This window comes from Streptomyces sp. NPDC047515, from assembly GCF_040643055.1.
Classification (GTDB): domain Bacteria; phylum Actinomycetota; class Actinomycetes; order Streptomycetales; family Streptomycetaceae; genus Streptomyces.
In genome coordinates this window covers 30,366-48,788 of the sequence record NZ_JBEYTM010000038.1, presented here as the reverse complement: position 1 = coordinate 48,788, position 18,423 = coordinate 30,366, and the positions used below count along the sequence as shown (strand labels likewise).

The following is an 18,423-nucleotide window of genomic DNA, read 5'->3' as shown; positions in this document are numbered from 1 at the left end:
CTGTTGTCGGATCGGTCTTCCGGCCCAAGCGGCGGCGGAAGCTCCGCTTACTGCTCCGCCGGACCGGCCGGCTCACGGGACTGTTCCATTTCCTGGGCGAGCACGGCGACATCGGTCATCACCTGGAGCACTCCGGGCAGTTCGGTGCCGTCGAGCTGCCGGTACTCGCTGCCGATGGTCACCACCAGCCGTTCGGGGAGCCCGAGTTCCGGATGGCGTCCCTCGCCGATGACCCGGCGGGCCGCCTCCAGCGCGGGGACCCCGGCTGCGTGGAAGGCGTGGGCGCGCTCGCGCACGTACTCCAGATACACGATGTGATCGCGCACCCCGGCCGGGTCGAGGACGGGGCCGTGCCCCGGGACGATGATCTCGGCGCCGGTGGCCAGGATCCGTTCGCAGGCCGCGATCACATTGCTCAGCGGTCCCGCCCAGTGCACGGGGTGGTCGCCGGGCTGGGCGGGCGTGGAGGAGAAGATGACGTCCCCGCTGAACACGGCGCGCTGCGCGGGCAGATGGACCATCAGGTCGCCGGTGGTGTGCGCGGACGGCAGGGCGGAGAGCTGGACCGGGTACTCCCCCAGGGTCAGTTCCAGCTCCCCGGTGAAGTAGGTGGTCGGCCGCACCGGCTCGGTCCGCGACCAGTCGAAGGGGCCGAAGTGCCGTCCGAGGTAGGCCCCGAGCGCGGTGGCCCGGTCGCCGGTGGCGACGAGGGCGTGCTGCTGCTTCGGGGTGGGCTCGTAGTGGATGTGTTCCCGGGCCTCGCGGGTCGCGATGATCTCCGCGTCGGGGAGCACGCCCGCACCCCAGAAGTGGTCACCATTCGCGTGCGTGACGATCACCCGGTCGATGGAGACGCCGTCGGGCAGCCGCTTCACGGATTCGGCCAGGAACTGGCCGGCCAGCATGGTGTCGTACGGGGTGTCGATCCAGAGGGCGCCGCGGGGCGAGACGAGCAGACCGCAGTTCGCCAGCCCCCAGCCCCGTTTCGGCGGGAGCCATGCGTACAGGCCACGCCCCAGGTCAACGACGTCTCCGCGGGTGATCGACATGGACGCGATTATGCCGACCGTGATCCGGCCACGCGTTCGAACTCGGCCACCGCAAAGCGCCATTGGCGTGAAATCGCCGCTCGCGCCACTCGGTACCGGCGGCTCGGTGACCCTGCGAGACCAGCACCCCGCACCCGCGCAGGGCACCTTACGGACAATCACTCCCAATACATCCCGGGACACCACTCGCCACCCCGGTCACCTTCCGGGCTCCCGCCAAACAGGAATGCGCCGATTACTCACCGAGCATGGCCGAAAACAATCGCATCAGGACCTCCGGTGGTGACGCCTTACAGCGCTGTCGCCGGAGGTCCCGAAACGTCTCCTGCCGTTCGTGTCAGCGGACCTGGCCGCGTTCGAAGTAGGCGATGAGCTCCGGGTCGAGGGCCGGCACGTCGTACGGCGCACCGCCCTCGCGCAGGGAACGCGTCGCGAGCACACCGGCGGCGACGCTCATCCGGGCGGCGACCGGCGAGGTGTCGGTGACGCCCCCCTCACGTACGAACCGGCAGAACTCCTCCATGATCCGGGTGTCCCCGCCGCCGTGCGAACCACCGGCGTCCGGCACCCGGTAGGTGATGTCGGCGTCGCCCCGGTATCCACTGGGTCCGGTGTTCCAGACCTTGACCTCGTCACCGGGGCCGTCACCGAAGTTCTCCAGTCGGCCCTCGGTGCCGATGACGGTGTAGTTCCGCCAGTAGTCCGGGGTGAAGTGGCACTGCTGGTAGGCGGCCACGACGCCGTTGTCGAGCTGCATGTTCATCACCGAGACATCCTCGACGTCCACGATGTGGTGCAGGTCCTTGCGGGCCGTCGGCGGCCAGTCGAACTGGCGCAGCCAGTTCGCCGGGCGCGGGGTGTCGGGCTCGCGGCGCGGCAGGTCGCCGTACACCAGGAGGTCACCGAGCGCGTTGACGCGGCGGGTGTAGCCGCCGGCCAGCCAGTGCAGGACGTCGATGTCGTGGGCGGCCTTCTGGAGCAGCAGGCCGGTGGTGCGGGTCCGGTCGGCGTGCCAGTCCTTGAAGTAGTAGTCACCGCCGTAGCCGACGAAGTGGCGCACCCACACGGTCTTGGGCTCGCCGATGTCACCGCGGGCGATGATGTCGCGCATCAGCCGCACGACGCCCATGTGGCGCATGTTGTGCCCGACGTACAACCGGGTTCCGGTCTCGTACGCGGCGCGCAGGACGTTGTCGCAGCTCTCGACGGTGATGCCGAGCGGCTTCTCGACGAAGACCGCCTTGCCGGCCCGGAGAGCGTCGATGGCGATGGTCTCGTGGGTGTCGTCCGGGGTGGCGACGATGACCGCGTCGAGGTCGTCCTGGCCGAGGAGCTCCTTGTAGTCCTCGACCGCGACATCGGTGCCGAAGCGCTCGGCCTCACGCTGCCGCACCTCGGGGTCGAGGTCGCAGACGGCGGTGATCGCCGAACCCTCTGAGGGGTGGTGGGCGGACATCGCGATGGAACGGCGCAGGCCGAGCCCGATGACGCCGAGTCGCAGGTCTGACACGGTGGTCCCTTCTGTCTGTACTGGTGGTGCGGGCGTGTGCGCGGTGATGGAGCGGGCGGCCGTACCGGTGGGTGCGGCCCTGTCCGCGGTGGTACCGGCCGGGACTACTTACCGGCGAGCGAGGCTTCATACTCGGCGCGCATCGTGTCACCGCCGCCGGAGCGCCACTTGCGCAGCTCCTCCTTGTAGGCGGAGATCGGCTTGCGGCCCGCGATGATGTCCTTCTGGACGTCGCTCATCGCCGTGGTGAGCGAGGCGCCCTTGCTGGTGTACGTGTCGGAGAAGTGACCGCTGACCGGATTCGACTGGTTGATCTTGAGGAGCTCCTGCTGCCGGCCGTGGATCCGTCCGGCCAGCTCCGCCTTGCCGGGTAGGTAGATGTACTCGGGACCGGCGGCCAGGAAGGCGAGCGGCATGGCGGTGGTGACCGCCTCGGCGTTGCCCTTGTCGGTGAGCTCGACATCGCCGGCGGACGTACGGGTGAAGTGCTTGCCCTCGATGCCGTTGTCGAGGAAGAGCCGCTCCTCGGTCCCGAAGGGCGCGGCCAGGTAGTCGAGTACGCCCAGCAGCATCTTGACCCGCTTGTCGTCGGCCTTCTTGCTGATGGCGGTGTAGCCGACGGAGCCGTATCCCATGCTGTACCGCGGGTTCGCGCCGGGCTTGGCGGCGAAGGGCACGATGACGCCGAACGGGAAATCGTACGTCTTGGCGTCCACCAGGAAGCTGGGGAAGGACTGCACATAGGCGCCCAGCGAACCCTGCGCCATCTTCTCCATGGTGGTGGAGAGATTGGGGTCGGGCCAGAAGAGACCGGCCTTGGCCACCTTGACGCCGAACGCCAGGGCCTCCTGGTACTCCTCGGTCTCGTACATGTGAGTGAGCTTGCCGCCCTCCAGCCGCCAGCTCGCGGGGGCGCCGAACCACTGGCCGAACATGCCGACATGGTTCACGTACGCCGGCTCCAGGACGTACTTGTTGCGCTTCGCGTCGAGAAGCTCCTTGCCCTTGGCGAGAAAGTCCTCGGCGCTGGTGAACTCGGCTCCGCCGACCGGCTTCCAGAAGTCCTCGTTGACGACGTAGACCTGGCCCATGGAACCGTAGGCGACGGTGACGCCGCGGATCTTGCCGTTGATCACGGCGGTCTTCCAGGCGGTGGTCGGCAGGTTCGCCAGGTTGGGGTAGGCCTTGACCGCGTCGCCGGACAGATACGGCGTGAGGTCGTGGAACTTGGCGTCGAGCAGTTCGGGCACCCGCTGGATGCCCTGGTTCGGGGGGAACCAGACCAGGTCGGGGATGTCACCGCTGGCCATCATGGCGTTGAACTTGGTGAGGTAGGCGTCGACGCCCTGGTCGACGACGATCGTCATGTCGAACCGCGCCCCGAGACGCTTGTTCAGCTCCTGCCAGTAGGCGTTCTTGGCCTGCGGCGGCGCGGGCGTGGTGAACGTCTCGGTGAGGGCTGTGATGCGGCTGCCGTCGCCGGGCGCCTTGGCCACGGACCTGGTCAGCTTCTTCGGGTAGCGCAGATACGTGGCGTCCAGCCCGGCCGCGTTGCCCGCGAGGTCGGCCGGAGCGGTCTGCGCGGCGACGTACGTCGGGAGCTTCAGCTTGGCGGACGCCTTGGCTCCGCCCTTGCTGACAGTGGCGCCGCTGCCGCACGCGGTCAGGGACGTCAGACCGGCCACGGTCAGGCCGGCGATCCCCGCCGCGCCCATGAAACCGCGCCTGGACAAGTTGGTGGACATGGGGGTGCTCCTTGGAGGGTGTGAAGTGCGTGGGGCGATGTCCGGGTGGGCGGATCAGCCCTTGATCGCCCCGGTGAGGACGCCCTTGACGAAGAACTTCTGCAGGAAGGGATAGACGCAGAAGATGGGCACGATGGCGATGATCAGTACGGCCATCTGCAAGGAGGTCGCGGGCGGCACCGCGTGGACGCCCATGGCCTGTGCGTTGATGCTCTGGCCGTTGAGGACGTAACTGCGCAGGATCACCTGGATGGGGAACTTGCTGGAGTCGTTGAGGTAGAGGACTGCGTTGAAGAAGCTGTTCCAGTAGCCGACCGCGTAGAAGAGGCCGACCACGGCGAGGACCGCCTTGGAGAGCGGGAGGACGATCCGCAGCAGCACGGTCAGCTCACCCGCGCCGTCGATCCGCGCGGCGTCGTACAGCTCCTCGGGAATGCTCTGGAAGAACGAGCGCACGACCACGATGTTGAACGCGTTGAGCAGTACGGGAAGGATCAGCGCCGCGTAGGTGTCGAGCATCCTGAACTGCTGGACGGCCAGGTATGTGGGGATGATGCCCGGCGCGAAGAGGAACGTGCCCAGCACCAGCAGCAGGATCGGCTTGCCGAGGACGGTGCCGGGACGTGAGGTTCCGTACGCGATCATCACCGTACACGCCAGGCTCAGCGCGGTGCCGATCAGCGTGATGCAGATGGAGACCAGGGCGGCCTGGGTGACCACTCCGCCGGAGAGGATGACCCGGTAGGCCTCCAGCGTCGGGTGCTTGGGCAGCAGGACGTAACCGCCGTTGGCGTTGAGCTCCTCGCGTCCCGCGAGGCTGGTACCGATGGCGAGGACGAACGGATAGAGCACGATCACGGTCAGGACGACCAGTGCGGCCGCCTTGGCGCCCTGCCCGTACCAGTGGGGCCGCTCCATCCACGGCGGGCGGCCGGAGGAGGCTCGGCGGCGCTCGCCGCCACGGGGGCCGAAGCGGGCGGTTCGCAGCCGTGACGCAAGGGTCTGCTGACTCATCGGTACACTCCCTGCTCACCGAAGCGGTGGGCCAGCTTGTTGGCGGCGAGGATGAGGGCGAATCCGATGACGCCCTTCATGAGACCCGCGGCCGTACTCATCCCCCAGTCGCCGTCGATGACGCCGTGGAAGTAGACGTAGGTGTCCATGACTTCGGAGGCGTCCGGTCCGACGGCGTCGCGCTGCAGGATGATCTGCTCGAAGCCGACCGAGAGGATGTCGCCGAGGCGGAGGATCAACAGCATGAGGATCACCGGCCGGATGCCCGGCAGGGTGATGTGCCAGATCCTGCGCAGCCAGCCGGCCCCGTCCATGGCGGCGGACTCGTACTGCCCCATGTCGATCGAGGCGATGGACGCCAGGAAGATGATCGTCCCCCAGCCGCAGTCCTTCCAGATGGCCTGGGCGGTGATCAGCAGCTTGAAGGTGCCCGGGTCCGTCATCACATTGCCGATGTTGACCCCGTGCTCCATCAGGAGCGTGGTGACCGAACCCGCGCCACCGAGCACCTGCTTGAACATCGCGACCACGACGACCCAGGACAGGAAGTGCGGGAGGTACACGACGGTCTGGATGAACCGCTTGATCTTCTCGCTGATGAGCGAGTTGAGCAGCAGCGCCAGCGCGATCGGCGCGGGGAAGTAGAGCAGCAGCTGGATCGCGGTGATCTGCAGGGTGTTGGAGACCGCGCTCCAGAAGTCCGGTTCGGCGAGCAGCGCGGTGAAGTTCGCGAGCCCGACGAACGGGCTCTGCTTGAAGCCCAGGAACGGCTGGTAGTCCTGGAAGGCGATGACATTGCCCGCGAGCGGCAGGTAGAAGAAGAGCGCGAAGTACAGCACCCCCGGCAGACAGAAGAGCAGCAGCGCTCTGTCCCGCTTGAGACGCTGCCGGAGCGGCTGCCGTATTCGTATGTCTTTGCGCTTCTTCCCGGCGGGTTGATCCGCGTCGTCGCGGTCATGGGGCTGCGGCACAGGCGACCGCACGGCCGAGACCGGCGCATCTGCCATCGTCACAGGCACCTCCAGGGCTGATGGAGCAAGGGAGCGTCCCGCGCGTCCACGGAGGCGGCCCGCACCATCGTGGGTGTGGCCTGCGCTCCTTCGCGGCAACAGGCACATAGTTCACGACGGTGCACCTGGATGGCAAGACTTGTTCATTTCACAGAGGTAACGAACATCTATTGGCATAGAAAAAGTTTCCCCGCGAACCGGGGAGGCGCGCCGAGCGACCACACAAGACCCGAAATAGGGCACAGAAGCGGCATAGAAGTGGCAGCGAACGGCCCATCAGGAGCCCTGGTCGACCAGGCGGGTTCCGGCCATATGGCGATCCTTGGTGCTCGATCATGCGCCGAAGATCACCTCTAGCAACATCCTCAAGCAGGTACGCCCCTCCCGCCGCTCCGCCCGGCTTCGGGCACACGCTCACCAGAACGGCGGGCCGCCACCACATGGGTGACGGCCCGCCGTTCGGACGAGCGGTTCAGACAGCGATGACGGTGACGCCGGCCTCCGTGAAGCGGGCGGTCGCCTCGGGCGTGATCCCCTTGTCGGTGACCAGGAAGTCGACCTGCCCGAGATCGCAGACCCTGGCGAAGGCCCGCTTGCCGATCTTCGAGGAGTCGGCCGCCACGACCACCCGTTGCGCCTGCTCGGCGAGCAGCCGGTTGATGCTGGCCTCGCCCTCGTGGTGGACGTACGCGCCGCGCTCGGTGTCGATCGCGTTGACGCCCAGCACGGCGACGTCCAGCGTGATCTCGCCCAGCACCCCACTGGCCAGCGGACCCGTCAGCTCGTACGACTGCGGCCTGGCCACTCCGCCGGTCACCACGATCTTGATCTGCGGCCGGATCACCAGCTCGTTGGCGATGTTGAGTGCGTTGGTGACAACGGTCAGGGTCGGCTGACCGCCCATCCCCGTCGCGGTGTCGCCGACGACGTCGGAGCGCACCGCCAGCGAACGGGCGACCTCGGTCAGTGTCGTACCACCGGTCAGCCCCACCACCTCGCCCACCGCCACCAGCTCGGAGACGGCGCGGCCGATGGCCTGCTTCTCCGGGGCGTGACGGCCGGTCTTGTAGCGCAGGGCCAGTTCGTAACTGACACCGTGCGCGACCGCGCCCCCACGGGTACGCGTGAGCAGCTGCTGTTCGGCGAGCTGGTCCAGGTCGCGGCGGATGGTCGCGGCCGAGACATCCAGCGTGGCGGCGGCGTCCTCGACCTCCACGCGGCCGTTCTTACCGACAAGTTCCAGCAGCGCGTTCCACCGGGCATCCCTGGACAAGAGAACTCTCCTTACGAACCCGGGCTTCAGGCACCCATCCCCTTGGGTACGGTCACCGGACACGCGCAAGCGTCGCACAAGGCTCCGCCCAGTCAAGCCTCCTGCAAACAGGATGCTTGATAATGCTCGCACATCGCGTATAGCGTGCGTAAACGAGCATCCCACTACGGATACGGAGTGCAAAAGTGTCATTTGTCGAGATCGAGACGGCCAGTCAGCCGGAGTGCTGGCGCCGCGCCGCCGAGCTGGCCCAGACCCAGGCGGCCGCGCTGCCCGCCACCGGTGAGCGCATCGCGGTCGTCGGCTGCGGCACCTCGTTCTACATGGCCCAGGCCTACGCCGCGCTCCGCGAGGGGTCCGGTCAGGGCGAGTCCGATGCCTTCGCCGCCTCGGAGTTCCCCTTCGGGCGCGGCTACGACCGCGTCGTCGCCCTCACCCGCTCGGGCACCACGACCGAGGTGCTGGAACTGCTCGACCGGCTCCGTGGTGTCACCCGCACCGTGGCCATCACCGCCGATCCGAACACTCCGGTCATGACGTCCGCCGACGATGTCGTCGTGCTCGATTTCGCCGACGAGCGGTCCGTCGTGCAGACCCGGTTCGCCACCACGCTGCTCACCCTGCTCCGCGCCCACCTCGGTCTGCACACGGACGCCGTGGTCCGCGACGCGGAGACCGCGCTGGCCGAGCCGCTGCCCGAAGGCCTGCTGGACTGCACCCAGTTCACCTTCCTCGGTCGCGGCTGGACGGCGGGGCTCGCCAACGAGGCCGCGCTCAAGATGAAGGAGGCCTCGCTGTCCTGGACGGAGGCGTACCCCGCGATGGAGTACCGCCACGGCCCCATCAGCATCGCCACCACCTCCACCGCGACCTGGATGTTCGGCTCCGCCCCCGAGGGTCTCGCCGAGCAGGTCCTCGCGACCGGTGCCCGCTGGGTGGAGAGCGACCTGGACCCGCTGGCCGAACTGGTGCGCGTCCAGCGTCTGGCGATCGCCCGCGCCGCCGCCCGTGGCCTGGACCCGGACAACCCCCGTCACCTGACCCGCTCCGTGGTGCTCGCGGACGCCTGACCGACCGATGGACATCGTCGAGCGCGCGTTCAGCGATCCGGGCGGGAGCGCTCGCGGGAGGACCCACGAAACCCCTCACGAGGCCCCTCGACCGGGCGTTCGCGAGGGGTTTCTCGCCATGCCCGCGCACGGCCCGGTCCGGGACGACGGGGTCGGGGTGCTCGTCCTCTCCGGGTCCAGCGGGCGCATCGAGGACGAGCGGTGCCGCGTCCTGGCCCGGGAGGGCATGGCGGCCCTGTCGATCCGCTGGTTCGGCGGGCTCGGGCAGCCGCCCGGCATCTGTGAGGTCCCGCTGGAGACCTTCGCACCCGCCATCGAACTGCTCCGCGCGGGTGGCGCCCGGCGGATCGGAGTCCTGGGCGTGTCCAAGGGAGCCGAAGCCGCCCTGCACCTGTCCGTGCTGCTGCCCGGCATCGACGCCGTGGTGGCACTCTCTCCCACCTCGGTGACCTGGGCGAACGTCGGCCCCGGCCTGGATGGCCGGACCCGGCCGCACCGGTCCTCCTGGACCTGGCGGGGCGACCCGCTGCCGTTCGTGCCACTCGACGACGCCTGGGCGCCGACGCCCGCACGGCCGACGGACGCTCCGGTCGCCGTCCGAGGCTGGTACGAGCGCAGCCGGCGGACGTTCGCCGACCGCGTCGATGCGGCGACGATCGCCGTGGAGAAGGCCGCGGCGGAACTCGTCCTGGTCGCGGGCGGGGACGATGCGATGTGGCCCTCGCTGCCCTTCGCCGAGGAACTGGCCGCCCGTCGCCGGACGGCCGGCCTGCCGGTACGGATGATCAGCGGCCCCGACGCGGGCCACCGCCCGCGGTTCCCGGGCGAGAGCCCGGCTCCCCCCTCCGCGTCGTTCCTGTACGGAGGCTCACCCGCGGCGGACGCCGCGCTCGGGGCGGAAGCCTGGCCCCATGTACTCGACGCGCTGCGCGGCGGTCGCCGGAGCGGAGCCTGACGCGCGTGCACGCCGCGGGGCGGACATGGGACGGGCCGTCAGGCGGGGGACGCGGACGTGCGGGGGCCCGCGGACATCCCGGCCGCAGGCCCCCGCGCCAACGGCGCCGGTCCGGTCAGGACTCCTCGAAGTAGACGTCCAGGACCGCGTCGAGTTCCTCCTCCCACCGCTTGAGGTCGCTCCTGGCCGGTGCCTCGACCTCGGCGTTGAACCATCGACGGGTCGACATGTGGACCGTGACGGTGAACCGGCGGCCGAACCGGGGGGACTTCACCTCGACCGCGCCGATCTCGTCCCAGCCGAACTCGGCCTCCTGGTCGTCCAGCCGGAACGTGACGCCACCACGGTCCGCGGCGATCGATCCCCGACGGTCGCTCACCTGGAATGCGGGGCCCTCCTCCGCCTCCTTGTCGTCGGCCGCCGCTTCGGCGGCGGCCACCCCGTCGGCTGCCGCGTCCTCGGACACGCTCTGCGCGACGGCATCGTCGGGGGCGACGGCACCGGGGGGCCGCTCCCCCGTCCGTTCCTGGTCTGTCTGCTCCTCGTCCGTGTGCTCCCGGCTCGTCCCCGGTTCGCTCGTATCAGGCTTTCCGGCAGTGACGGGGGCCGTGAGACCAGGGATGTACGCCGGGTCTGTCCCTGCGGCGTACCCGGGCTGAGTGTTCGGATCTATGCGCTGCTCCACGGCGGGCAGTATGGCCGACGAACCTGTACGAGACCAGTGACCACCGCGCCGTGCGCCCGTCTCCCCCCGCGGGAACCTCCGAACGCACCCTTGAACGCACCCGATCGCGCCCCCGGAAGTGTCTGGCCACGCATCTCGGAACGCGCCTTCGGCCATGGCTTCGGAACCACGTCACCGTCCCCGCGCGGCCAGAAGTTCCGTCACCCGGTCCAGCGGAAGCGCGGGAACGTGATGACCGGCCCGGCCGGTCATCGAGTGAGCGCCGGTGAGCACGTTGAGCACCGCCTCCTCGACCGACTCGACCACCGCACCGTAGAAGGGATCCATCCGGCCCCAGGGGACGAAGCGCATCGACTCGTACGGTGCGCTGCCGTCGCCTTCGGGAAACGTACTGGTCAGTGCGGACGGGTTGGCCGTGGAGAACGCCAGGAAGAGGTCACCGGAGAAATGGCTGCCGGTGGTGCCGGTGCGGGCGAGGCCCAGCGTCACCCGACGGGCCAGTGCCTTGCACTGCCCCGGCAGCAACGGCGCGTCGGTCGCCACCACCACGATCACCGAGCCCGCGCCGGGCGGCACCGGGCGCTCCGCACCGGGCTCCGGTTCGGCCGCGGACGCCTCGACCGGATCGGCCAGCGCGCGCCCGACCGGCACGCCGGCCACGACCAGTTCCTTCCGTGCGCCGAAGTTGGCCTGCACGAAGGCGCCTACGGTGTACCGGTCCTCGCCGTACTCCACCACCCTCGAAGCGGTCCCCGAGCCGCCCTTGAAGCCGTAGCAGCGCATGCCCGTTCCGCCGCCGACGCACCCTTCCTCGACCGGACCGGAGACCGCGGCCTCGATCGCGGCCGCCGCGTGGCGGGGCTCCACGGCCGAGCCGTGGATGTCGTTGAGGTGGCCGTCCCAGGTCTCCGTGACCACCGGCAGCAGCCATTCCGGCGCCATGCCGCCGCAGTTGGCGCGCACCCAGTCGACCACGCCCCGGTGCACCGGTCCGACCGCGTACGTGTTGGTGACGACCACAGGAACGGCGAGCGAGCCGCTCTCCTCGATCCACGTGGTCCCGGTCATCTCGCCGTTGCCGTTGAAGGAATGCCAGCCGGCCGCGCAGGGTGTGCCCACGCCGTCGCGACCGCGCGGCAGGAGCGCCGTCACCCCGGTGCGTACGTCGTCGCCCTCGACGAGGGTGACGTACCCGACCTCGACACCGGGCACGTCCGTGATCGCGTTCCACGACCCCGGCTCCCCCGTCAGCGGGATGCCCAACTCACGTGCGCGCTTGCGGTCTTGGCTCATGCCTTGTCGGCTCATGCGGTCTTGACTCATGCGGTCAGAGATTACGGGCACACCCATGCGTCCGACGAGACACGGGCCGGCGCCTCCGCCGACCGCGCACCGGAGGCGCGCTGACCGGCAACCGTTCTCGCGGTGTCCTCAGGCGTCACCCCGGAGTGTGCGCGCCGCGCCCGCCAGGGATTACGGGACAGCCCTTACCCGGTGTGTGCGTCCCTCTCGTTGGCCACGGCGATCGTGGTGGCCACGAGGCCGTCCGCGACCAGCCAGCGGCCACGGAAGGCCGTCGGGGCCGCCACTGCCGCGGTGGCCGGGCCCGGTGCCGTGGCGGGGACCAGCAGTTCGGCGGTGAAGGTGCCGTCCGTGCGGAGCTCAATGTCGGCCTGTTCGAAGCCGAGCCAGCGGTGGGTGAGCGGGAACCACGCCTTGTAGACGGTCTCCTTCGCGCTGAACAGCAACCGGTCCCAGCGGATCTCGGGTGATGTCTCGCGCAGCCGGCGTTCCCGCTGCCGTTCCGTCGCGAGGGAGATGGCCTCAAACACCCCGTCGGGCAACGGGTCATGCGGTTCGGCGTCTATGCCGACGGTGAGCACATCCGCCCGGCGGGCGACCACGGCGGCCCGGTAGCCGGCGCAGTGGGTCATGCTTCCGACCACGCCTCGCGGCCATACCGGCGCCCCGCGTTCGCCCTTCAGAATGGGGACGGGTGCGAGACCGAGCTCACCGAGCGCACGGCGGGCGCACCATCGCGCGGTGGTGAACTCCTTGCGCCGGGACTCCACCGCGTTGCGGATCAGCTCTTCCTCGCCGGGGAAGAGAGCGGCGTCGGGCGGGTCCGAGAGCGCCTCGGCCACGGTCACCTGGGACGGCAGAATCTTCTCGATCACGTTCTCCCTCGCACCTCCGGTCGGTCCATCCTCCACGTCGTCCCTGAAGTCTGCCCAAAGACTGCGGGCTTCTTGACACGTCAGCGGTGCTCTGGCCGATATTCTCCCGGCGGGCAATCCGTCCGCACCCGCCCAGTTCATGACGAACCGGACCGGTGGTCCTTCGATGTGCCGCTCGATGCGATGTCACCGGGCGGTGCACCCGATGTCACGTCAGGGCAGAGGGCTCCGGTTTCGACTCGGCGAGGCTCGGCCAACGGATCTGCGTGGCACACAGGGACACGAGGACGGCCGAGACGGCAACGGCGCCCATGCCCCACACCAGGCTGCCGGCGCCGGCGATGAAGCCGATCACCGCAGGTCCGGCCAGCAGGCCGGTTGTTCCCATGGCGGCGACCAGGGCCAGCGCGTCCGTGCCCTGTCCCGCGGCGGCGACGTAGATGCACGGGGTCACGGCCGCGACGCCCAGTCCGACGCAGGCGAACCCGATCAGCGTCGGCACCACACCGCCGACCAGCAGGGCCAGCGCCAGCCCCGCGCCGGCCACCGCGCTGCCCACCCGGACGATGCGTCCGTCGCCCCAGCGGCTGCGCCAGCCGTCGGCGAAGATGCGGGCCAGCACCATCATGACCGAGACGACCGCGATGCCCATGGGTGCCAGTTCCGATGCCGCGTTGACGACGTCCTTCATGTAGAGCGCGGACCAGTCGTTCATGGCGCCTTCGGTCACCGTGCCGAACACCATGGCGCAGCCCATCCACAGCGTCACGCGAGACGGCCTGGTCAGCTTGCGACGGCTCCTCTTCGGGGCCGGGGCCTGCCGGTCCTCCGTCATCAGCAGTCCCGACCGCGTGAGTCCGACCAGCAGCAGAAGAAGGACCGCGGCCACACCGAAATGCGCCGAGACGGCCGGGGTCAGCATGTTCATACCGGACGCGAGCAGGGCGGCGCACAGCGAACCGGCGCTGAACGTCGCGTGCAGTTTGGCCATGGCGGTCCGCCGGTAGGTGACTTCGAGGGCGGCTCCTTGCGCGTTCATCGCGACATTCAGGCTGCCGACAGCGACGCCGTCGCAACAAATGATCACGAGAGCGACCGGATAGTTCGGTGCCACGGCCAGCGCGAGCAGGAGCAGGCTCAGGCAGACGGCCGACAGGACGGCGAGACGCCGGGATCCCAGCCGCCTCATGAGTATCGCCACGAGCGGGAACGACGCCGCCGCGCCCGCACCGCATGCCATCAGCAACAGGCCGAGTTCCGCTTCTGTCAGGTCGAGCCGCGCCTTGAGCGTGGGAAGCCGCGACGCCCAGGTGGCGTACTGGAAACCAAGAAAACAGAACAACGCTGCGATGGCCAGCTGTGCTCGGCGGAATTCATCACGAACGCCAAACATATGAGATCAGCCTACTTCGTCTTCCAGAGGTGCCCCGTACAACGGATCATTGGCTGAGGGCTGTCCCGTAATCCGTGGCGGGCGCGCGACGACAGCTACCGCACCGGGCACCGCCCTGGACATGTACACCGCATCAGCGCCATAACCCCTCGGAGGAGCGAACTCGTGATGGGCTCTGTATCCGTTCGCCGACCAGAAGTCGTCGCTTCCTGAAACGGCGATCAGGGATATCCCTTCATATCCCTTCGCGCCCGCCACCGCCGTGAAGTGATGCAGGAGATGCTTCGCCAGGCCTCTGCAACGGAACTCTTCGGCGATCACGAGATCATGCAGATGCAGGTTGCGTGAATGGAAGACGATGTCTTCCATTCGGTTCAGATCCGGATACTCGAACATCGGGTAGGGCAACGCCAACAGATAGCCCGCCAACCGCTTCTCGCAGTCCAGTACGAAGCACGTGGCCGGCGAGGCGTGGGCCCTGGACTGCAGCGCGGCCCGCCCCTCGGACAGCCCGTCGCCGGTGTACGCGCCGGCTTCCAGCGTCGCGATGCCGTCCCAGTCCTCGTCGGATATATGCCGTATGCGCACGTCGTACCTCATCCTTCCAGCCCTTCCACGGACATCTCGGTGCCGGAAGACGGTCCCGGGTGCCGCCGGCCCTTTCGACTCCCGCGTTCGTCGTCATGTCCGCCGCGTATCCAGGTGTCGTGTATCCAGGTGTAGGGAATCGGCTGGAAACCGTTGAATCCCTGTGTCATATAACTGGTGGCATAGGCGCCACAGCAGAGCACCCAGACCGGATCTCCCGACGCGGCCGACTCGGGCACGGGAACGAGGTTGTGTTCGTGGGCGTAGGCGTCGTCACTGTCGCAGGTAGGGCCCGCTACGACAGCCGGCACATATTCCGCGTCCGGGTGGGAGGGGAACACCAGCCTGTACTGCAACTGGTCCATCTCGTACAGGCCGTTGAACTTCCCGCAGCTCAGGTACAGCCAGTGCTGCCGTTCGCCGTCGATCTGCTCTCTGGACGTCAGCCGTGACACATGTGCCCTGATGGCGCCGTGGTCGGCGACCAGATGACGTCCCGGCTCCATGAGGAATTCCAGCGGGGATTCCGATATGTCCCCGAGCCGCTGCATTCCTTCTCGGATCACGGCGAATATCTTGTCCACCGGAGGATCCAAAGGCCTGCCTCGGCTGTCGAGATATCCGAGAGCCGGCAGGCCGCCACCGAGATTGATGTGATCCAGAAGGATCCCCCGCCGGTTCAGTGACGTGATCACATCGGCAAGACACTCGAAAGCGTCCTGCCACGCTTCGGATGTCATCTGCTGCGACCCGACGTGGACGGAGAGGCCGGACGGCGTCAGACCCGCCGCCCCTGCCGCTTCCATCACGTGTACCGCGTCGGTTCCCGAGCAGCCGAACTTCCGGCTGAGACCCCAGAGCGCACCGTCGCCGCTGGTGGCGAGTCTGCAGAAGACGCGGGAGCCGGGGGCATGGGCCGCCAGGGCTGCCACGTCCGCCAGGCTGTCGGTCGCGAAATCCCTGATGCCCAGAAGGTACGCGTCACGAATATTCTGGTCGGACTTGATGGTGTTGCCGTAGTGGATCCGGCCGAGCGGTACACCGGTCCTCAATGCCTGCGCGATTTCCTGGGGACTTGCCGCGTCGAAGCCGGATCCGCTGTTCGCCAGACAGGCAAGGACCTCGTCCACGGGGCAGGCCTTCATGGCGAAGCGGACGGATATGCCCGGCAACTCCCGTAACAGCGACTCGTATTGCGCTTCGATTCCCGCGAGATCGAAGACGATGTGATCCTCGGTGGCTGCCGCAAGCGCGGCGCGCAGGGATGCGTTCAGGTGCATGATGAGGGTCCGGTCCCCGCTACCCGCGCGGCCGGGGTACGCCGGTGGACCTGCTCGCCCGCACGAGCGGTGCCCACGCTTCGATCAGCAGGGCGAAGTCCTCGATGTCCTCCTGGGCTTCTTCGAGCAGCCGTGGGCCGCGCGACTCCAGGAGGCCGGCGAACTCCGCGTATCTGCCGCCCAGTTTCCGGTAGGAACGATCGAGGACGTCCAGGCGGTGTACGTTCTCCTCCCGGTCCGAACGGGCGCTCTCCCTGACGAGTTCGGCGATCGTGTCCGCCCGGACGTGATGCCGGTCGTCGAGCAGTGACGCGCCGGCCGCCGCCATCCTGGCGTAGACGAAGTTGAAGTAGAGCATCGACAGGAAGAACTTCGTCAACCGCGTCTGATAGGTCATGAAGCCCGCGTCGGTTCTGCGCTCGGGGGTGTAGAAGTTGACGATGTTGCGGTTGTGCAGGACGCCGGGCAGTGTGCCGTCGTGCACCAGGTGCATGAGGAAGTAGTCGCTGCCGATGGTGTCGGTCGCGGGAGGCAGCGGCACGCGTTCGTACACCTCGTGCTGGAAACTGATGTTGCACATGTCCACGCGCATGGGATCGACATGGGTCAGGGTCGAGCGATCGCGGACGAAGACCTCGGCGCCCGCCCCAGTGAAGGATGCGTCGACCAGGGCCCTCTTCGCCTCGTCCGGCCACTGAAGAGGGGCCCACAGGCTGACGACGTCGTAGTAGACGTCGCGGTCGAGCCGGGAGATCTCGCTGATGTCCACCGACAGCTCACCGACGAAGGAACTGCCCACCATCGCCACCGGCTTGTGCCCGTGCTCCGGCGCCAGAGCGGTCTCGGACACACCGGATGCCGCGTCGAACGCCGTCTTTCCGAGCGAGGTGAGCTCGTGGTGAACGGGAAAGACGGGCTCGCCGTTCAGTTGCTGATAGCGGCTGTCCGAATCCCTGCGATGGACCGACTCGCATCCGAGCGCGCTGCCGATCAGGAACGCGCGATTGGTACAGGCGCCGTAGGAGACACCGGCCGGGAGCATGAGGTCGAGCATCAGCTCCGGCTTGACGACCCCCGCCTGCCGGATCACGCGCCGCAGAAACCCCCTCTGTGCCGCCTCGTCGAGGTGGTGCACGATCACATTCGGTGCCCGGTGCGCATCGCGGACGGCTCCGGCGTGCTCGGCGAACGCCGCTTCGCCGGAGGAATCCAGGATCAGCAGATGCACCTCGACATCGAAGTGACGGGCCGCGTAGTCCGCTTCCTCACCCAGGGCCGATATCGTCGCGGCACACGCCCTGTTGGTGGGAAGGGTCAGGCAGATTCTGCGCATGCCGGCTCTCCGGTCGATCGTTCGCATTCCTGCCCGTTCCAGGACGTGAGGCCGAGCAGCTTCTCGCCGAGTTCGTTCAGTGCCGCGGTGCCGTATCGCCGGGATTCGTGCGTCGTGGCGTCGCCGACCAGCGTCTTGTTCCAGTCCGGTGTGCTGAGGTGCCGCCACGATTCGACCCGGGACCGCCTCAGTGCGTCGTGCGGCTCCAGCGCGGGCATCATGGAGAGGTACTGGACTGCGCGAACACCGCGCTCCGATGTGTTGCGCGCCACGCCGTGCGCGAGCAGACCGTTCCAGATCAGCAGGTCACCGGCTTTGAGTTCCGGTCGGACCACGGGGAACTCCGCCCGGTCGGCGTCCGGCCTGATCGGATCACGGTCCGTCGGCTGAGCGACCTTCCACTGTTCGAACTGCCGGAAGAGCTCGGGCGAGCACTGGAAGCCCCCCAGTTCCGGCTGAGTGTCGTTCAGCGCGATGAGCCCCTGGACCCGCTGCGGCAGAACACCGAGCGTGGTGTCGACGTCCCAGTGGAGCTCGATGTCGAACCCCTTGTCCGTGGGCGCGATGAGCGCACGGTCGCGGTTCTTGACGTTGGGCGGGTTGAGATTGAGCCGGTCCAGGGTCACCCACAGCTCTTCGCAGTCCCACACATCGACAAACGCGTCGTATACGCGCTGCGCCTGCCGGCTGTCCCAGATGAGCTGGTGGTGGTACGCCTCGACGAACCCGTAGACATGCAGTTCCTTGTCCAGATCGGACCGGAACGGCTTGTCCTCGTACCAGCTGTCGGGCCGGGCCGGATCGAGCCCCTGAAAATCCCAGGTGAATTCGAGCAGGCGCCGCGCCGCGTCAGCGGGAATCGCCTTCCGCACGATGACATACCCATAGGTCTGCCAACAGGCGAAGTCCTCATCGGACAGCACGCGGAGCTCTCGCGTCTTCCGGATGTCCCGCAACGGCGTCTGCGCCAGATATGACTCACCGTCCGAGCTGAAGTACGGGCGCTCCGAAGGGGCTCGATGCAGATATCGGTCAGGCGTCGGCATGCAATCACTCCAAGGTTCGCGTTCTCAAAGCTGGGCGGAACAGCGGCTTCCGCAGCGGTTCCCGTACCGGGCGCCGCACCGTGGCACGTGCCGGATGAAGTGGCTGACGCGGCTGGCCGCCCGGTCACGGGCCGGGCCGAGGCCCACCGCGCGCGTCCGATTCCGCGGAAGGGTGGAAGGTCGGGGGAGAGACCCGCCGCGTCGCAGGGCGATGGCGCGACCGGGGACGGATGTCGACCGCGCCGCCCCGTCATCCGGGATCAGCGCCGGAGCGGAGAGCGTGAGGCGACTACGG

Annotated in this window: 16 protein-coding genes; 2 read left to right on the top strand and 14 right to left on the bottom strand. The window is 68.3% G+C overall.

All coding sequences use genetic code 11. The features are described 5' to 3' along the window. Positions 1–47: 47 nt before the first annotated feature. The 6 genes from ABZ826_RS26900 to ABZ826_RS26875 all read right to left on the bottom strand — a co-directional run bounded on the left by ABZ826_RS26900 (position 48) and on the right by ABZ826_RS26875 (position 7,601). Positions 48–1,049 (bottom strand): MBL fold metallo-hydrolase, encoded by a 1,002-nt coding sequence (locus ABZ826_RS26900; protein WP_361453381.1) that lies wholly within the window; start codon positions 1,047–1,049, stop codon positions 48–50. A 337-nt stretch (positions 1,050–1,386) separates the two neighbouring features. Next, entirely contained in the window at positions 1,387–2,559 is a 1,173-nt protein-coding gene (locus ABZ826_RS26895; RefSeq protein ID WP_361453378.1) for a Gfo/Idh/MocA family oxidoreductase, read from the bottom strand. 104 nt (positions 2,560–2,663) lie between these two features. Next, entirely contained in the window at positions 2,664–4,304 is a 1,641-nt protein-coding gene (locus ABZ826_RS26890) for a hypothetical protein (protein WP_361453375.1), read from the bottom strand. Positions 4,305–4,358: 54 nt separating this feature from the next. Then, complete coding sequence (locus tag ABZ826_RS26885; RefSeq protein WP_361453372.1) at positions 4,359–5,318, bottom strand: carbohydrate ABC transporter permease; 960 nt, start codon at positions 5,316–5,318, stop codon at positions 4,359–4,361. After that, a complete protein-coding gene (locus ABZ826_RS26880) occupies positions 5,315–6,289 on the bottom strand; it encodes an ABC transporter permease subunit (RefSeq protein WP_361453467.1) in 975 nt (324 codons plus the stop codon). Before ABZ826_RS26880 ends, ABZ826_RS26885 begins: the two co-directional genes overlap by 4 nt. Before the next feature lie 511 nt (positions 6,290–6,800). Next, positions 6,801–7,601, bottom strand: coding sequence for a DeoR/GlpR family DNA-binding transcription regulator (locus tag ABZ826_RS26875; protein WP_361453369.1), 801 nt, complete (start codon positions 7,599–7,601; stop codon positions 6,801–6,803). Between the two features lie 185 nt (positions 7,602–7,786). Here ABZ826_RS26875 and ABZ826_RS26870 point away from each other — a divergent pair, with 185 nt between their 5' ends. Continuing rightward, the gene (locus ABZ826_RS26870; protein ID WP_361453366.1) at positions 7,787–8,671 is read left to right on the top strand and encodes a sugar isomerase; all 885 of its coding nucleotides are present in this window, start codon (positions 7,787–7,789) and stop codon (positions 8,669–8,671) included. 118 nt (positions 8,672–8,789) lie between these two features. Continuing rightward, positions 8,790–9,626 (top strand): acyl-CoA thioester hydrolase/BAAT C-terminal domain-containing protein, encoded by an 837-nt coding sequence (locus ABZ826_RS26865; protein ID WP_361453363.1) that lies wholly within the window; start codon positions 8,790–8,792, stop codon positions 9,624–9,626. Between the two features lie 115 nt (positions 9,627–9,741). Here ABZ826_RS26865 and ABZ826_RS26860 read toward each other — a convergent pair whose 3' ends face one another. The 8 genes from ABZ826_RS26860 to ABZ826_RS26825 form a co-directional block, all read right to left on the bottom strand. After that, positions 9,742–10,311, bottom strand: a complete 570-nt coding sequence (locus ABZ826_RS26860) for a hypothetical protein (RefSeq protein ID WP_361453360.1) — start codon at positions 10,309–10,311, stop codon at positions 9,742–9,744. 171 nt (positions 10,312–10,482) lie between these two features. Continuing rightward, positions 10,483–11,604: a P1 family peptidase gene (locus ABZ826_RS26855; RefSeq protein WP_361453357.1), complete on the bottom strand. Its 1,122-nt coding sequence runs from the start codon at positions 11,602–11,604 to the stop codon at positions 10,483–10,485. 194 nt (positions 11,605–11,798) lie between these two features. Continuing rightward, the gene (locus ABZ826_RS26850; protein WP_361453354.1) at positions 11,799–12,488 is read right to left on the bottom strand and encodes a 4'-phosphopantetheinyl transferase superfamily protein; all 690 of its coding nucleotides are present in this window, start codon (positions 12,486–12,488) and stop codon (positions 11,799–11,801) included. Positions 12,489–12,696: 208 nt separating this feature from the next. Continuing rightward, a complete protein-coding gene (locus ABZ826_RS26845; RefSeq protein WP_361453351.1) occupies positions 12,697–13,881 on the bottom strand; it encodes an MFS transporter in 1,185 nt (394 codons plus the stop codon). A gap of 6 nt (positions 13,882–13,887) precedes the next feature. Further along, positions 13,888–14,481: a GNAT family N-acetyltransferase gene (locus ABZ826_RS26840; protein WP_361453348.1), complete on the bottom strand. Its 594-nt coding sequence runs from the start codon at positions 14,479–14,481 to the stop codon at positions 13,888–13,890. Continuing rightward, positions 14,478–15,749: a type III PLP-dependent enzyme gene (locus ABZ826_RS26835; protein ID WP_361453345.1), complete on the bottom strand. Its 1,272-nt coding sequence runs from the start codon at positions 15,747–15,749 to the stop codon at positions 14,478–14,480. Before ABZ826_RS26835 ends, ABZ826_RS26840 begins: the two co-directional genes overlap by 4 nt. A 19-nt stretch (positions 15,750–15,768) precedes the next feature. Further along, positions 15,769–17,082, bottom strand: a complete 1,314-nt coding sequence (locus ABZ826_RS26830) for a DUF6271 family protein (RefSeq protein WP_361453342.1) — start codon at positions 17,080–17,082, stop codon at positions 15,769–15,771. After that, positions 17,064–18,128, bottom strand: a complete 1,065-nt coding sequence (locus ABZ826_RS26825; RefSeq protein WP_361453339.1) for a phytanoyl-CoA dioxygenase family protein — start codon at positions 18,126–18,128, stop codon at positions 17,064–17,066. The genes ABZ826_RS26830 and ABZ826_RS26825 overlap by 19 nt, the downstream gene beginning before the upstream one ends. Positions 18,129–18,423 lie beyond the last annotated feature (295 nt).

What these genes read in the sequence shown, in the direction of transcription:
- ABZ826_RS26835 (WP_361453345.1), bottom strand. Translation starts at nt 15,749, where the DNA reads ATGCACCTGAACGCATCCCTGCGCGCCGCGCTTGCGGCAGCCACCGAG.
- ABZ826_RS26825 (WP_361453339.1), bottom strand. Translation starts at nt 18,128, where the DNA reads ATGCCGACGCCTGACCGATATCTGCATCGAGCCCCTTCGGAGCGCCCG.
- ABZ826_RS26865 (WP_361453363.1), top strand. Translation starts at nt 8,790, where the DNA reads ATGCCCGCGCACGGCCCGGTCCGGGACGACGGGGTCGGGGTGCTCGTC.
- ABZ826_RS26830 (WP_361453342.1), bottom strand. Translation starts at nt 17,082, where the DNA reads ATGCGCAGAATCTGCCTGACCCTTCCCACCAACAGGGCGTGTGCCGCG.
- ABZ826_RS26900 (WP_361453381.1), bottom strand. Translation starts at nt 1,049, where the DNA reads ATGTCGATCACCCGCGGAGACGTCGTTGACCTGGGGCGTGGCCTGTAC.
- ABZ826_RS26840 (WP_361453348.1), bottom strand. Translation starts at nt 14,481, where the DNA reads ATGAGGTACGACGTGCGCATACGGCATATATCCGACGAGGACTGGGAC.
- ABZ826_RS26885 (WP_361453372.1), bottom strand. Translation starts at nt 5,318, where the DNA reads ATGAGTCAGCAGACCCTTGCGTCACGGCTGCGAACCGCCCGCTTCGGC.
- ABZ826_RS26855 (WP_361453357.1), bottom strand. Translation starts at nt 11,604, where the DNA reads ATGAGCCAAGACCGCAAGCGCGCACGTGAGTTGGGCATCCCGCTGACG.
- ABZ826_RS26890 (WP_361453375.1), bottom strand. Translation starts at nt 4,304, where the DNA reads ATGTCCACCAACTTGTCCAGGCGCGGTTTCATGGGCGCGGCGGGGATC.
- ABZ826_RS26845 (WP_361453351.1), bottom strand. Translation starts at nt 13,881, where the DNA reads ATGTTTGGCGTTCGTGATGAATTCCGCCGAGCACAGCTGGCCATCGCA.